Origin of the sequence: Streptomyces calvus, assembly GCF_006782915.1 — a bacterium.
Taxonomy (GTDB): domain Bacteria; phylum Actinomycetota; class Actinomycetes; order Streptomycetales; family Streptomycetaceae; genus Streptomyces; species Streptomyces calvus.
Window position 1 is genome coordinate 24569 of the sequence record NZ_VCNP01000014.1, and the last position, 13028, is coordinate 37596.

Annotated in this window: 12 protein-coding genes; 5 read left to right on the top strand and 7 right to left on the bottom strand. The window is 74.6% G+C overall.

From position 1 onward, the window contains the following. Positions 1-45: 45 nt before the first annotated feature. The 4 genes from FGW31_RS07295 to FGW31_RS07310 form a co-directional block, all read right to left on the bottom strand. The gene (locus FGW31_RS07295; protein WP_142192546.1) at positions 46-1464 is read right to left on the bottom strand and encodes an Nramp family divalent metal transporter; all 1419 of its coding nucleotides are present in this window, start codon (positions 1462-1464) and stop codon (positions 46-48) included. Between the two features lie 107 nt (positions 1465-1571). Beyond that, positions 1572-2531, bottom strand: coding sequence for a phosphoglycerate dehydrogenase (locus FGW31_RS07300; protein ID WP_142192547.1), 960 nt, complete (start codon positions 2529-2531; stop codon positions 1572-1574). Next, on the bottom strand, positions 2528-3307 hold the full coding sequence (locus tag FGW31_RS07305; RefSeq protein WP_142192548.1) for an HpcH/HpaI aldolase family protein: 780 nt from the start codon (positions 3305-3307) through the stop codon (positions 2528-2530). The genes FGW31_RS07300 and FGW31_RS07305 overlap by 4 nt, the downstream gene beginning before the upstream one ends. A 52-nt stretch (positions 3308-3359) precedes the next feature. Then, positions 3360-4409 (bottom strand): aldo/keto reductase, encoded by a 1050-nt coding sequence (locus FGW31_RS07310; RefSeq protein ID WP_373303485.1) that lies wholly within the window; start codon positions 4407-4409, stop codon positions 3360-3362. 229 nt (positions 4410-4638) lie between these two features. Here FGW31_RS07310 and FGW31_RS07315 point away from each other — a divergent pair, with 229 nt between their 5' ends. Genes FGW31_RS07315 through FGW31_RS07325 form a run of 3 tightly spaced genes read left to right on the top strand, consistent with a single transcriptional unit; the run spans position 4639 to position 7842 of the window. Then, positions 4639-5997 carry a four-carbon acid sugar kinase family protein gene (locus FGW31_RS07315; RefSeq protein ID WP_233452426.1) on the top strand — a complete coding sequence of 453 codons (1359 nt, stop codon included), beginning with the start codon at positions 4639-4641 and terminating at the stop codon, positions 5995-5997. Further along, the gene (gene pdxA / locus FGW31_RS07320; protein WP_142192549.1) at positions 5994-6998 is read left to right on the top strand and encodes a 4-hydroxythreonine-4-phosphate dehydrogenase PdxA; all 1005 of its coding nucleotides are present in this window, start codon (positions 5994-5996) and stop codon (positions 6996-6998) included. The genes FGW31_RS07315 and pdxA overlap by 4 nt, the downstream gene beginning before the upstream one ends. 25 nt (positions 6999-7023) lie before the next feature. Further along, a complete protein-coding gene (locus FGW31_RS07325) occupies positions 7024-7842 on the top strand; it encodes a DeoR/GlpR family DNA-binding transcription regulator (RefSeq protein WP_142192550.1) in 819 nt (272 codons plus the stop codon). Between the two features lie 19 nt (positions 7843-7861). On the opposite strand, the gene FGW31_RS07330 is transcribed toward FGW31_RS07325, so the two are convergent. After that, positions 7862-8662 carry an AfsR/SARP family transcriptional regulator gene (locus FGW31_RS07330; protein WP_142192551.1) on the bottom strand — a complete coding sequence of 267 codons (801 nt, stop codon included), beginning with the start codon at positions 8660-8662 and terminating at the stop codon, positions 7862-7864. Between the two features lie 197 nt (positions 8663-8859). Here FGW31_RS07330 and FGW31_RS07335 point away from each other — a divergent pair, with 197 nt between their 5' ends. Then, entirely contained in the window at positions 8860-9711 is an 852-nt protein-coding gene (locus tag FGW31_RS07335; RefSeq protein ID WP_142192552.1) for an AfsR/SARP family transcriptional regulator, read from the top strand. Between the two features lie 213 nt (positions 9712-9924). Next, entirely contained in the window at positions 9925-10689 is a 765-nt protein-coding gene (locus FGW31_RS07340; RefSeq protein ID WP_142192553.1) for a sirohydrochlorin chelatase, read from the top strand. Positions 10690-11190: 501 nt separating this feature from the next. Here the strand turns inward: FGW31_RS07340 and FGW31_RS07345 are convergent. After that, positions 11191-11715 (bottom strand): flavin reductase family protein, encoded by a 525-nt coding sequence (locus FGW31_RS07345; RefSeq protein ID WP_142192554.1) that lies wholly within the window; start codon positions 11713-11715, stop codon positions 11191-11193. Between the two features lie 28 nt (positions 11716-11743). After that, positions 11744-12886, bottom strand: a complete 1143-nt coding sequence (solA, locus tag FGW31_RS07350; protein ID WP_142192555.1) for an N-methyl-L-tryptophan oxidase — start codon at positions 12884-12886, stop codon at positions 11744-11746. Positions 12887-13028: the final 142 nt, after the last annotated feature.

The following is a 13028-nucleotide window of genomic DNA, read 5'->3' on the forward strand; positions in this document are numbered from 1 at the left end:
CCGGGGCCGGCCGGGGCCACGTCGTCCCGGCCGGCTCCGGCGCGGCTACTCCGGAACCGCGCCCAGCGTCTTCAGCACGCCGTACACGCCGACGCAGAGGATGGCGACGCTGCTGACGACGAGCGCGGCGGTCAGCCACGGGTTGCCGCGGAAGCGCTTCGGCACTCCGGTGTGGCGCAGCCGCCACACCGCGACGACCACGGCGAGCAGGAAGACACCGCCGCCGATGCCGCCGATCTGCACCATCAGCACCGGCGACTGCATCCACAGGAAGAACGCGGTCCACAGCAGCGGCAGGCACCAGGTGAGGACGCGGATGGTGCGGGTGCGGGCGCGGACGTCGCTCCAGTCGATGACGCCGAGCAGGCCGAGCGTGTTGGTCCACAGCCGCGGGACGGAGGCCGTGGAGCCGATGAGGGTGGAGAAGAGGACGGCGAAGGCACCGACGAGGAACAGGTACTCGGCCCAGGGGCCCATGGTGTCGGTGTAGATGCGCGACAGCGTGGTGATCATCTCGTTGCCCTCGGGCACCAGGCCCTGCGGGTGCAGCACGGCCGCGCCGATGACGTAGAACGACAGGGTGCACAGCACGCAGACGGCCAGGCCGGTCAGGGCGTCCAGGCGCATCACCTTGATCCAGCCCTCGGCGCGGCGGGCGCGCTCCTCGCTGCCGTCGTCGGGGCCGGTCCAGCGGGCGTAGCCCTTCTCCAGGCACCAGTAGGTGTACGTCGTCATCTCGTCGGCGCCGACGCCGGTGATGCCGAAGACGGCCAGCGCGATGCCGACGGTGCCGGCCGGGATCTCGAAGCCGAAGCCGCTGCCCAGTTCGCTCCCGCCGTAGCCGAACCCGGTGCCGGGCAGGCCGACCGCGAGGCTCACGGTGACCAGCGTGAAGACGACGACCGAGACCAGGCAGGCGCGTTCCACGAGGCTGTACTTGCCGGACTGCAGCAGCAGGATCGCGGCGACGGTGACCACGACGGCCCACAGCGCCAGGGAGCCCCAGCTCAGCGGTTCGCCGATGACCGGCCAGAGCACCGAACAGGCCGCCGCCGTACCGCCGATGATGCCGCCGCGCTGGAACATCTTGGCGAAGTCCATGCCGATCCAGAGCCAGTTGATCCAGCTCAGCCGGCCGATGCGGGGGCCGACCTCGCGGTAGCCCTCCAGCGCGGTGCGCCCGTTGAGGATGGTCCACTGGGCCAGTTCCATCTGGACCCAGACCTTGACCGCGGTGGACACGATCACCAGCCAGAGCAGCGCGAAGCCGGCCTGGGCGCCGAGCGCGGTGGTGGTGATCAGCTCGCCGGAGCCGACGACGGCGGCCGACAGCACGAAGCCGGGGCCGAGATGGCGGATCCGGTCGCGGAAGGCCGTCGGCGCGGGGCGGGCGTCCTCGGGGCGCAGGGCGTACGGATCGGCCTGCGCGTGCTCCGCCGCTTCGGCGGTGGCGGTGGTCGACATGGCGGTGTTCCTTTGCTTGTTCCGGCGCCGTCGCCGGAGCGGAAGGCAATGGGGCAAGGGGGGCAGGGCAACGCGGTGGGGGGTGACGTGGGTGGGTGGGGCGGCGCTCAGCGGGCCGCGTGGTGCGGGGACTCGCCGGCGAGGACCCGCAGTACGTCCTCGGCGACCATCAGGCCCATGGCACGGTTGGCCTCCGGGGTGCAGGCGGCCATGTGGGAGGTGAGGGTCAGCCGGGGTGCCGTGCGCAGGACGTGGTGGTCGGGGAGGGGCTCGACGGCGAAGGCGTCGAGCGCCGCGGCGGCCAGGTGGCCGGAGTGCAGGGCGGCGGCGAAGGCGGTGTCGTCGACGAGGCCGCCGCGGGCGGCGTTGACGAGGATCGCGCCGGGTTTCATGGCGGCCAGCCGGGCCGCGTCCAGCAGCGGCTGCCCGGCGGGCGGGAGGTGCAGGGTGACGACGTCGGCGCGGGCCAGGAGGGCGTCGAGCGCGGCGGGTTCGGCGTCGGCGGCGGTCACCGCGTCGTCGGGGACGTACGGGTCGTGCGCGAGGACGTGCATGCCGAAGGCCCGCGCGTAGCCGGCGACGAGCCGGCCGATCCGGCCGAAGCCGACGACGCCGAGCGTCCTGCCGTGGAGTTCGGGGCCGAACAGCTTGGGCCAGCGGCCCTCGGTGACGGCGGTGTGGGAGGCGCTGATCCGGCGGGCGGCGTCGAGCACCAGCCCGAAGGTGAACTCGGCGACGGCCCGGGAGTTGGAGCCGGGCGCGCAGACCACGGGGATGCCGCGGTCGCGGGCGGCGGCGACGTCGATGGTGTCGGTGCCGACGCCGTGCTTGGCGATGACCTTCAGGCGCGGGGCGGCGTCCATCACCTCGGCGGTGACCGGGTCCATGCCGGCGATGAGCGCGTCGGCGCCGGCGATCCGCTCCAGCAGTTCCTCGTGCGGCACGGCCCGGTCGTCGTACGGGCGGACCGGGCCCGCGCCGCCGTCGGCGAGCAGCGTCCACGGGTCGGGCGAGTGCCGGGCGAAGGTGGGTGTGGTGATGAGCGTGGTGCGGTGCGGGCTGCTCACGCGCGGTCCTCCCCGCGTGCGGCGGCCAGGTGGGCGCCGGCGACCTGCTGGAGGTGGACGACGTCGGCGGCGACGGAGGCGAACGTGAAGCCCTCGGCGAGCCGGCGGGCGGCGCTCGCGCCGTCGCCGTTGTGGATCCCGGCGGCGATGCCGGCGGCTTCGGCGGCCGTGCGGATGCGGGTCAGCGCCCGCTCGAACTCCTCGGTCACGTCCGGGTCGGTGGAGGTCTTCCCGCCGATGGCCAGGCGCAGGTCGGACGGGCCGACGTAGATGCCGTCGAGGCCGGGGGTGGCGCAGATCTCCTCGACGTTGGCGAGCCCGTCGGCGGTCTCGATCATGGCGAGGACGGCGGTCTGCTCGTGGGTGTCGGCCGGGTCGGGGCCGATGCGCAGCTGGGCGCGCATGGGGCCGTAGGAGCGGCGGCCGTGCGGCGGGTAGCGCACGGCGGCGACCGCGTCGGCCGCGTCGGCGGCGGTGTCGACGAGCGGCACGATGACGGCGGCGGCGCCGGCGTCGAGCGCGCGGCCGATGTACGTGGGGTCGTTGGCCTCGACGCGGACCATGCCGACGGCGGTGGAGCCGCGGGTGTCGGTGGCGATGAGGTTGTTCAGCAGGCCCTGGTAGCCGAAGAGGCCGTGCTGGGCGTCGAAGGCCAGGTAGTCGTAGCCGAGGCGGGCCAGTCGCTCGGCGGCGACGGGCGAGTCGAGCAGCGACCAGTAGCCGATGAGGCGGCGGCGGGCGCGCAGTGCGGCGGTGAAGTGCGCGGCGGTGGTCATGAGGAGTCTCCGGACTGCTGGTGTACGGGTGCGGGCGGGCCGGCGGGCGGGGTCAGCGGTTGTAGGCGGGCATGGGGCCGCGCAGGGCGGCGCCGACGGCGTCGCAGGCGTCGGTCACGTCCTTCGGCAGCGGGCCGGCCTGGGCGGCGGCGATGTTGGCGCGCAGGTGCTCGGGACGGGAGCCGCCGAGCAGCAGCGCGTCGGTGGAGGGGCGGTCCAGCAGCCAGCGCAGGGCGAGTTCGGTGAGCGGCAGGCCCGCCTGGTCGGCGATCGCGGTGAGCTGCGCGACGGCGGCGAAGAGGTCCTCGTTCCAGTAGCGCTGCCGGTACATGGCGGCGAGCTTGGAGTCGCCGAAGCGGCCGGTGGCGGGGTCGGCCTCGAAGCGGTGCCGGCCGGTGAGGAGGCCGCCGCCGAGCGGGTTGTAGACCATGGTGCGCAGTCCGGTGACCGCCGCGTACTCGACGTACTCCTCCTCGATGCGGCGGGCGAGCAGGTTGTGCAGCTGCTGGGCGACGACGGGGCGCGGGGCGCCGACCTTGTCGGCGGTGCGGGTCAGTTCGGCGATCTGCCAGGCGGCGTAGTTGGACACGCCGAGGGCGCGGATCTTGCCCTCGGCGACGAACTCCGCGACGGTCGCCAGGGTTTCGGCGAGCGGCGTACGGCGGTCCGGCTGGTGCAGGTAGAAGAGGTCGACGTGGTCGGTGCCGAGTCGCTCGAGGCTGCCGTCGAGGGCGGCGCGCAGGCCGGCCGGGGAGAGCGGGGCGTGCTCGCCCTGGTCGGGGTGCGGGATGCCGGCCTTGGTGGCGAGCACGATCCGGTCACGGCGGCCGGGCAGCAGCGAGGCCAGGATCCGCTCGCTCTCGCCGCCCGCGTAGCCGTTGGCCGTGTCCACGCCGGTGAGCCCGGCGTCGAGCGCGGTGTCGAGCATGGCGGCGGCGCCCGCGCGGTCGACGGTGTCGCCGAACGTCATGGTGCCCAGGACCAGGCGGGAGAGCGGTACGGGGACGGACGGCAGCTCGATGACCTGCGGGCTTCCCTGCTGGTGTCCCTGCTGGCGTCCCTGCGGGCTTTCGTGCGGGCCGGGGCGGGTGCCGGTGCTCACGAGCGGTTCCTTCCGGTACGGGTGCCGTGCCGTCGTGCCGTCCGGGGAGGGGCGGTGCGGGGCGACGGTGTCTCTCGGTGGGTGAACGCTCGCACGACTGCGCGTTATGCGCAAGAGTCTCGCGCGAATCGCGCAGGCTATGTCATCATCGGAGCACTGCGGGGCGCCCTGACCAGAGGACGCCGCGACCCGAGCACGCCCGTGCCGGGTGTGCGTGGAGGAGGTTCGCGTGTGCCGTCGGGACGACACCCCGGTCGTTGCCCTCGCCGACGACCTGTCGGGCGCGGCGGAGGTGGCCGCGCTGCTCCGGCTGCCCTCGCGCCTGCTGCTGAACCCCGCCGACCTGGTGGAACCGCCCGCCGTCGGTGAGTGCACGGTGGTGGACCTGGACTCGCGGTACCTGGACGACGCGGCCGCCGCCGACGCCGTACGGGCCGCGCTGGCCGGGTCGGGCGCGCGGGTCGGCGGACACGGCGACGGTGCGCCTCCGACCGGATCCGTATCTCCGCATCCCGGCGCGCGACACGACGACGGCCGCGCGTTTCGCGCAGTCAACTCTCCTGCTCTGTCCGGCCGTACGGTCTGGTTCAAGAAGTGCGACTCGCTGCTGCGCGGGCCGGTCGGTGCGGAGGCCGCGGCCTTCGCGGAGGGCGCCGGACTCCTGGTCGTCGCGCCCGCCCTGCCCGCCGCGCGGCGCGTGGTGCGCGGCGGCGAGGTCCTCGCCGACGGCGTTCCGCTGCGGGAGTGCGCGGCCTGGCGGGCCGAGGAGCGCACCGCGCCCCGGTCCGTCGCCGAGGCCCTGGCGCCGCTGCCGACCGAGGACGTACCGCTCGGGGCCGTGCGCCGGGGACCGATCGCGCTCGCCGGCCGGTTCCGGGAGGCGGCCGCGCGCGGGCGGCACCCGGTGTGCGACGCGGAGTCCGACGCCGACCTGGCGGTGATCGCCGCCGCCGCGGCGCTGCTCGGCCCGGACGCCCGACTGCTGGGCAGCGGCGGCCTGGCCGCCGCCGTCGGCCGCCGCTTCGGCGCGCCCGGGACGCGTACGGCGGCGGGCGGCGCGGGCCTGCGGCCGCTGCTCGTCGTGGCCGGCAGCGCGGAGCCCGGGGTGGTCGAGCAGGTGACGCGGCTGGTGGCGGCCGGGGCCCGGCACGTGCCGCTGGCGCCCGAGGCGCTGGCCGGGCCGGACACCGTCGCGCTGCCCGCGCTCGCGCCCGGCACGGTCACCGTCGTGTCCGTCGACGGCTCCGGCGGCGTCCGGCCCGGCGCGGCCCGCCGGATCGTGGCGGGGCTGGCGCGCGCCGTGTCGGCGCTGCCGGAGCGGGCGGACCTCGTCCTGACCGGTGGTGAGACGGCCCGCCGGGTGCTCGACGCGGCCGGCGTGACCACGCTGTGGCCCGTCGGCCAGATCCACCACGGCGCCGTGCACAGCCGCACCCCGGACGGCCGCTCGGTCGTCACCCGCCCCGGGAGCTTCGGCGGCCCTGACTCGTTCCTGCACATCGCGGCGGCCCTCCGCCCCCGCCTGCTGTCCTCGTCCCTGCCGCCGGCCCCCGCCACGGCACCCTCTCAGCAAGGAGTCACCCAGTGAACGCGCAGCAGCCCCTCCCCCTCATCGGTGTCACCATGGGCGACGGCGCCGGTGTCGGGCCCGAGGTGATCGTGCCCGCGGTGCTGGACGCCGCGACCCTGAGCCGGTGCCGGCCGGTGGTGATCGGTGACGCCGCGCGGCTGCGCGAGGCGGCCCGGATCCTCGGCACCGACTGCGAGATCGTGACCGTGCCGGACCCGGCGGCGGCCGAAACCGCGCCGGGCCGCATCAACGTCGTCGACCTGGGGGTGCTGCCCGAGGGCCTGCCCTGGGGCGTGCTGTCCGCCGCGGCCGGCAACGCCGCCTACGAGTACGTCAAGCGGGCCGCCGAACTGGCCCTGGCCGGCGAGATCGACGGCATCTGCACCGCCCCCCTCAACAAGGAGGCGCTGCACGCCGCCGGACACGTCTACCCCGGGCACACCGAACTGCTCGCCCACTTCACCGGGGTCGAGGAGGTGTCGATGATGCTGTCCACCGAGAAGGTGAAGGTCATCCACGTCACCACGCACATCGGCCTGATCGACGCCGTCAACCGCATCGAGCCCGGCCTGGTCGAGCGGACCGTGCGGCGCGGCCACGAGGCCATGGTCCGCGCGGGCGTGGCCGAACCCGTCATCGGGGTCTGCGGCATCAACCCGCACGCGGGCGAGAACGGCCTGTTCGGGTACGGCGAGGAGGAGCAGAAGATCGTCCCGGCGCTGGAGACGGTCCGCCGCGACGGCATCGACGCCCGCGGCCCCCTGCCCGCCGACACCGCGTTCTTCCTCGCCTCGCGCGGCGACTACGACCTCATCGTGGCGATGTACCACGACCAGGGCCACGGCCCGGTGAAGGTGCTCGGCATCGAGGCGGGCGTCAACCTCACCGTCGGCCTGCCGGTGATCCGCACCTCCGTGGACCACGGCACCGCGTTCGACATCGCCGGTACGGGCAAGGCCGAGGCCGGTAGCATGATCGAGGCGCTGCGGCAGGCCGCCGAGATGTCCACCGCCCGCTGAACCGACGCACCGCGAAGGACACTTGATGCCGCCCAACGGATCCCAGGCCCGGCGCGAGGAGATCCTCCGACTGGCCACCACCACCGGCCTGGCCAGCGTCGAGGAACTGTCACGGCACTTCGGCGTGACGGCCTCCACCATCCGCCGCGACCTCGCCCGGCTCACCGCCGACGGCCGGCTCGCCCGCACCTACGGCGGTGCGATGGCGCTCACCGCGCACCCGGAGGCGTCGCTGCGCCAGCGCACCACCGAGGCGTACGAGCAGAAGCGGGCCATCGCCCGCTGGGCGGCGGCGCAGGTCCAGCCGGGCGAGACCGTGCTGCTGGACGCCGGGTCGACGGTCGGCGCCCTCGCGCACGAACTGCGCACCGCGAAGGACCTGACGGTCGCCACCACCGGCCTGACCGCGCTGCACGAACTGGCGGACGTCGAGTCCGTCCACGTGGAGTGCCTCGGCGGGACGCTGCGCCCGCTCAGCCAGGCCTTCGTCGGCCCGCTGACGGAGGCGGCGCTGGAACGGCTCACGTTCGACCGGGTGTTCCTGTCCGCGGACGGGGTGACGGCCGACGGCGGGATCTGCGAGGCGGACCTGCGCCAGACCCGCCTCAAGGAGCTGATGGCCCGCCGGGCCGACCGCATCTACGTCCTCGCGCACGCGGCGAAGCTGGGCCGGGCGCCCTTCCACGCCTGGGCCACACTGCCGCCCGGCTGGACACTGGTCACGGACACCTCGGCGACGGACGCCGACGCGGCGGCGTTCACCGCGCGCGGTGTGCGCGTGGTGCGGGCCGAACCGGTGGCGGATCCCGCACCGGACCGGCCCGCACCGCCCGCGTCCGGGTGAACGCCGGCCCGCGGCCGGGTCAGCGGACGAGCACGGAGAGCGGCGCCGGGCGCAGGGTGGCCGCGGGCACGGGGTCCTCGCGCAGGATGACCTGGAGCGTTTCCTTCAGTCGGCGAGAAGGCTCGATCCCGAGGTGATCCGTGAGCTGACGGCGGGTGCTGTGGTAGGTCTCCAGGGCCTCCGCCCGGCGGCCGACGCGGTACAGGGCGAGCATCAGCAGCTCGGTGATGCGTTCCCGCCACGGGTGCACCACGCCGATCGCCCGCAGCTCGCCGATCGCGTCCTCGGTGAGCCCGCACCGCAGCTTCAGTTCCAGCTTGGTCTCGTGCGCGGCCAGGTACTCCTCCTCCAGCTGGACCGCCGTGCTGTGGCACAGCGGACTGGCCCCGGTGTCCTGGAGCGGCTTGCCCTGCCACAGACCGGTTCCGGACTCCAGCAGGCCGATCGCCGCCATCGGGTCCCGGTCGGCGATCTGCCGCGCCTCCGCGATGCGGCGGCGGAAGACGTTCATGTCGATGCGGGCCGGCTCGACCTTCAGCACGTAGCCGGCGGAGTGGGTGACCAGGGCCGGCGCCGGCCGCGACGGCTCGGCGAGCCGGCTCAGCGTGCGGCGCAGCCGGGAGACCTGCGCCTGGAGCGCGTTGTGCGCGGTGTGCGGCGGGTCGTCGCCCCACAGTTCGCTGTAGAGCTGTTCGTTGGTCAGCAGGCGGCCGCCGCTGACGAGAAGTGACGCCAGCAGGATCCGCTGACGGGATCCGGCGAGCGGGACGTGCCCGTTCGCCGTGACGATGCCGATGGGTCCGAGGAGCGTGAAGTCCATGGCGAAAAGCCTCACACGGTGCCTCCGTCCGATTCTTGAGGCCCATCTCATGCGTCTCTGGACTTTCGCTGGAGGCGACTTTCGGCCAACCCGGTCATATGACGGTTCACATCGGACTGGTGATCGAGGGCACTACTGGATTCAGCCTCCGGGTGACAGCATCGCAGCCCTGGCAACACACGGGGAGAGGTTGGCTGGTGGACATCAAGCTGTTGGGCACGCTGACTGCCAACTTTGGTCAACGAAGCTGGACACCCAGCGCGGCCAAGCACCGGCAGGTGCTGGCGCTGCTGGCCCTGCGGGCCCGGCGCACGGTGCCGGTGTGGGAACTGGTCGACGAACTCTGGGGCGACCGCCCACCGCGGAGCGCCCAGGCCACGCTGCAGACGTACATGATGCAGTTGCGGCGCGGAATCGCCGCGGCCAGTGGCCCGGACGGGGCGGCCCGGGCCAAGCAGATTCTCGCCACCGCGCACGGGGGTTACGTCCTCAACGCGGCGCCCGGCCAGGTGGACGCGCTGGAGCACGAGCACCTGGTTTCCGCCGGTCTCGCCGCGGCACGCAGGCGTGACCACCGGCTCACCTCCGAACTCCTCAACCACGCCTTGGGGTTGTGGCGCGGCGACGTCCTGTTCGACGTGCCGCTGGGGCCGGTGCTGCGGGTGGAGGTGCTGCGGCTGCAGGAGTCGCGGCTCAGCGCGTTCGAGATCTGCGTCGCGGCGGACCTGGCGCTCGGCCGGGGCATCGAGGTCCTGGCCAGGCTGACCGAACTGACGGCGCGCTATCCGCTGCACGAGCGCTTCCACCTGCAGCTGATGCTGTCGCAGTACCAGGCCGGCCGCATGTGGCAGGCGCTGGAGACCTACCGGCGGCTGCACACCCGGCTGGTGACGGAACTCGGCCTGGAGCCCTCGGAGGCGGTGCGCGAGGCCCACCAGCGCATGCTGCGCGGTGACTCGCCGCTGCCCGCCACGGTCGTCGGCGACTGGGACTGGGGCATGCGGGCCGAGCTCGGCGACGCGCCACTGCACAGCCGCGGTCCCGCCTGACCCGGCGCGCCGGGCCCGTTGGCCGGTCAGCGCGCCGTCAGCGGCGCCTCAACGGCGTGCACGGACGCGGTGCGCGCCCGGTCAGCGCACGGTCAGGTCGGTGTGAGCGGCTCCGGTTAGCGTCGGCCCGGCGGCGGGCCCCTCCGCCGCACGCGGCGCGCCGATCGGGGGTTCACGGTGACAGCGGTACGGGCGGCCCCCGCGGGTCCTGCGGTGCGGCGGACGCACGCCGGTACGGACACCGGCTCCCCGGCGCTGCTCCTGGTGGGCCACGGCAGCCGCGACCGGCGGCACGCCGAGACCGTACGGGCGCTGACCGGCCGGATCCGGCGCTCGCACCCCGGACTGCACGTGGCGGCCGCCTTCCTGGACTTCGACACACCGGATGTGCCGGGCGCGCTGGAGGCGCTGCGGCGCGACGGGGCCGCGCGGGCCGTGGCGGTCCCGCTGCTGCTGACCCGCGCCTACCACGCCAAGACCGACCTGCCGGCCGTCCTGGCGGACGCGCCCGGGCCGCGGGTGCGGCAGGCGGCCGTCCTCGGCGGCTCACCGCTGCTGCTCGCGGCGGTGGAACGGCGGTTGCGGGAGGCCGGTCTGTCGGCGGCCGACCGGCTCACCACCGGGGTCGTGCTGGCCGCCGCGGGGTCCACGGATCCGGAGGCGATCGAGTCGGTGGGCGCCGCGGCCCGGGCGCTGCGGCGGTCCGGCTGGTGCGCGGTGCGGCCCGCCTTCGTCACCGGCCCGCGGCCCCGGCCCGCGGAGGTGGTGCGGGACCTGCGCGCGCGGGGCGTGCGCCGGGTGGCGGTCGCCCCGTACGTCCTGGCGCCCGGTCTGCTGCCGGACCGTATCGCGGCGGAGGCGGAGGCGGCCCGGGCCGACGTGCTCTCCGCGCCCCTCGGCGCCGCTCCCGAGATCGCCCGCCTGGTGGTGCGGCGGGCACGGGAGGCCGGGCTCCTGACGCCGGCCGGCAGCGACTGAGCGGGTGCGGGACGCGGGCGGGGCGTATAGGACCCGTGGGGCGTAGGGCTCGTAGGGCGTAGGGCGTAGGGCTCGTGGGGCGTAGGGCTCGTACGGCTGTCGAAGCGCAAAGTCCGCAGGACACACGGCACACGGCCGTTGAGGCGCACGGCCGCACGGCGTACGGCCGTTGAGGCACAAGACGCGCCGAGCACAGGGCCGTCAAGGCGCAAGGCCCGCCAGGCACAAGGCCGTCGAGCCTCAAGCCCTGCAGGGCGTACGGCCGTCGAGGCACAAGACGCGCAGAGGACAAGGCCGTCAAGGCGCAAGACGCGCAGGGCACAAGGCCGTCGAACCACAAGCCCCGGAGGGCGTACGGCAGTGGAGGCGCAAGGTCGTCAGGGCACGAGGCCTTCGAAGTGGCAGGCCGTCAGGCCGAAGGCCGTCGTCCGGTGGGAGCGGGGAAACGCGTGGGCCCCCGTCCCGGTGGTGGCCGGTGGACGGGGGCCGTCGCGGACGGGGTCAGGCGAGGGTGTGGAAGGCGCGGCGGTGCCAGAGCAGGGCGTCGGTGGGGGTGCCGTCGGTGGGGCCCGTGCGGACGGCGGCGAGGGCGCCGATCAGCAGGGTGTGGTCGCCGACCGGGATCGCCTGCCGGGTCAGGCAGCGGAAGGCCGCCGTCGCGTCGGGGAACCAGGGCAGGTCGGTGCCGGGCCAGGTGGTGAAGCCGGATCCGGCGAACCGGTCGATGTCACGCCGGGCGAACCGGTCGGCCAGCCAGCGGTGCCGGTCGGCGAGGACGTGGACGACGAACTCCCGCGAGGTGACCAGCGCCCGGTGCGAGCTGGACGTGTGCGCGACGGAGACCTGGAGCAGCGGCGGGTCCAGGGAGACCGACGTCACCGAACTGGCGGTGCAGCCCCGGCGCCCGCCCCGGCCGTCCGGGGCGGTCACCACGGTCACCGGCGAGGCCAGTTCGGCCATGGCGTCCCGGAACTGCTGCGCGCTCACCAGCGGCGGCGCCTGCGGGGAAGTGGGTGTCGACGTCATGCTCGCCCTCCTGGGGTGCGACACGGCATCAGCCGAAGCGGTTCGGGGACATGAATCCGATGGGCACCGTCGTCTCCTCGCCCCGCACGATCTCGGCGAGGGCCTCGCCGATCCCCGTGGCGTGTTTGAAGCCGTGCGCGTTGTCGCCGCCGGCCACCACCACGCGCGGATCGCCGCCGGGCCGGCCGATGACGAACTGGCCGTCCGGGGTGCGGGTCAGCATGCACACCGCAACCTTCGACGGCAGCGGTTCCAGGCCGGGCAGCTTCGCCGGGAGCAGCCCGGTGAGGGCGGACCAGTCGTCCGGGCCGACGGAGCGGTCGTACGCCTCGGGGTCCAGGGGCGGTGCGTCGGAGCGGTCCTCGATGCCGAGTTTGACGTCGTGGCCGCCCTCGGCCCCGTTGCCCCACAGGATGGTGCCCTCGTCGAGCTCCCGCATGAAGACGGGGAACTGTTCCAGGCGGAAGGTGTCGTCGTGCGGCTCCAACGGCCGGAACCAGGTGATCGGCATCCGCACGGTCTCCAGCGGCAGTCCGCCGACCAGTGAGGACAGCCAGGACCCGACCGTGAACACCACCTGCCGCACCCGCAGTTCGCCCTGCGAGGTGCGCAGCACCACACCGCCCGGCACCAGGTCGTACGTGGCGATGGCGGTGTCGGTGAGGACCCGGGCGCCGCACTTCTCGGCCAGGTTCACGGCGGCGCGGATCGACAGTTCGGGACGGATGATGCCGGCGGACGGCTCCCACACTCCGACGTGGTGCTCGGGGACGCCCACATGGCGGGGGTAGCGGAAGCGCAGCGCCTGCCCGGTGAGCGTCCGCACCTCGATGCCGTGGTGGTAGGCGGCGGCCAGTGTGCCGCCCGCCACGCGGCCGTCCTTCGGCCCGATCAGCAGGCCGCCGACCGGGAAGAACAGCTGCTGGTCGGCGGACTCCTCCAGCGTGCCCCACAGCTCCCGGGAGCGGCGCGCCAGCGGCACCAGCCCCGGATGCTCCAGGCAGGTGACGCGGAACATCCGCGACCCGCCGTGCGAGGAGCCCAGCGAGTGGCCCGGCCGGTGCCGTTCGACGCCGATGACGTCCACTCCGCGCTCGGCGAGCTGCCACAGCGCGCACGCTCCCCACGCTCCCAGGCCGACCACCGCGACCTCCGCGTCCCAGTGCGCCATGCGTCCTCAACTCCTCACCCGTGGCTGTGAACCGCTCGTCCGCCGCGGTCGGCGGTGGTTCCAGACGACCACGGCGCGGGCGGCGGGATCGTGAGTAGCCGCCACTCACTCCGGCGCCGCGCCGCACCGGCGGGGGCCGCCC

Bases quoted from the DNA above. Each gene is read 5' to 3' on its own strand.
- FGW31_RS07295 (WP_142192546.1), bottom strand. From the start codon at position 1,464: ATGTCGACCACCGCCACCGCCGAAGCGGCGGAGCACGCGCAGGCCGAT.
- FGW31_RS07305 (WP_142192548.1), bottom strand. From the start codon at position 3,307: ATGACCACCGCCGCGCACTTCACCGCCGCACTGCGCGCCCGCCGCCGC.
- FGW31_RS07325 (WP_142192550.1), top strand. From the start codon at position 7,024: ATGCCGCCCAACGGATCCCAGGCCCGGCGCGAGGAGATCCTCCGACTG.
- FGW31_RS07330 (WP_142192551.1), bottom strand. From the start codon at position 8,662: ATGGACTTCACGCTCCTCGGACCCATCGGCATCGTCACGGCGAACGGG.
- FGW31_RS07345 (WP_142192554.1), bottom strand. From the start codon at position 11,715: ATGACGTCGACACCCACTTCCCCGCAGGCGCCGCCGCTGGTGAGCGCG.
- solA (WP_142192555.1), bottom strand. From the start codon at position 12,886: ATGGCGCACTGGGACGCGGAGGTCGCGGTGGTCGGCCTGGGAGCGTGG.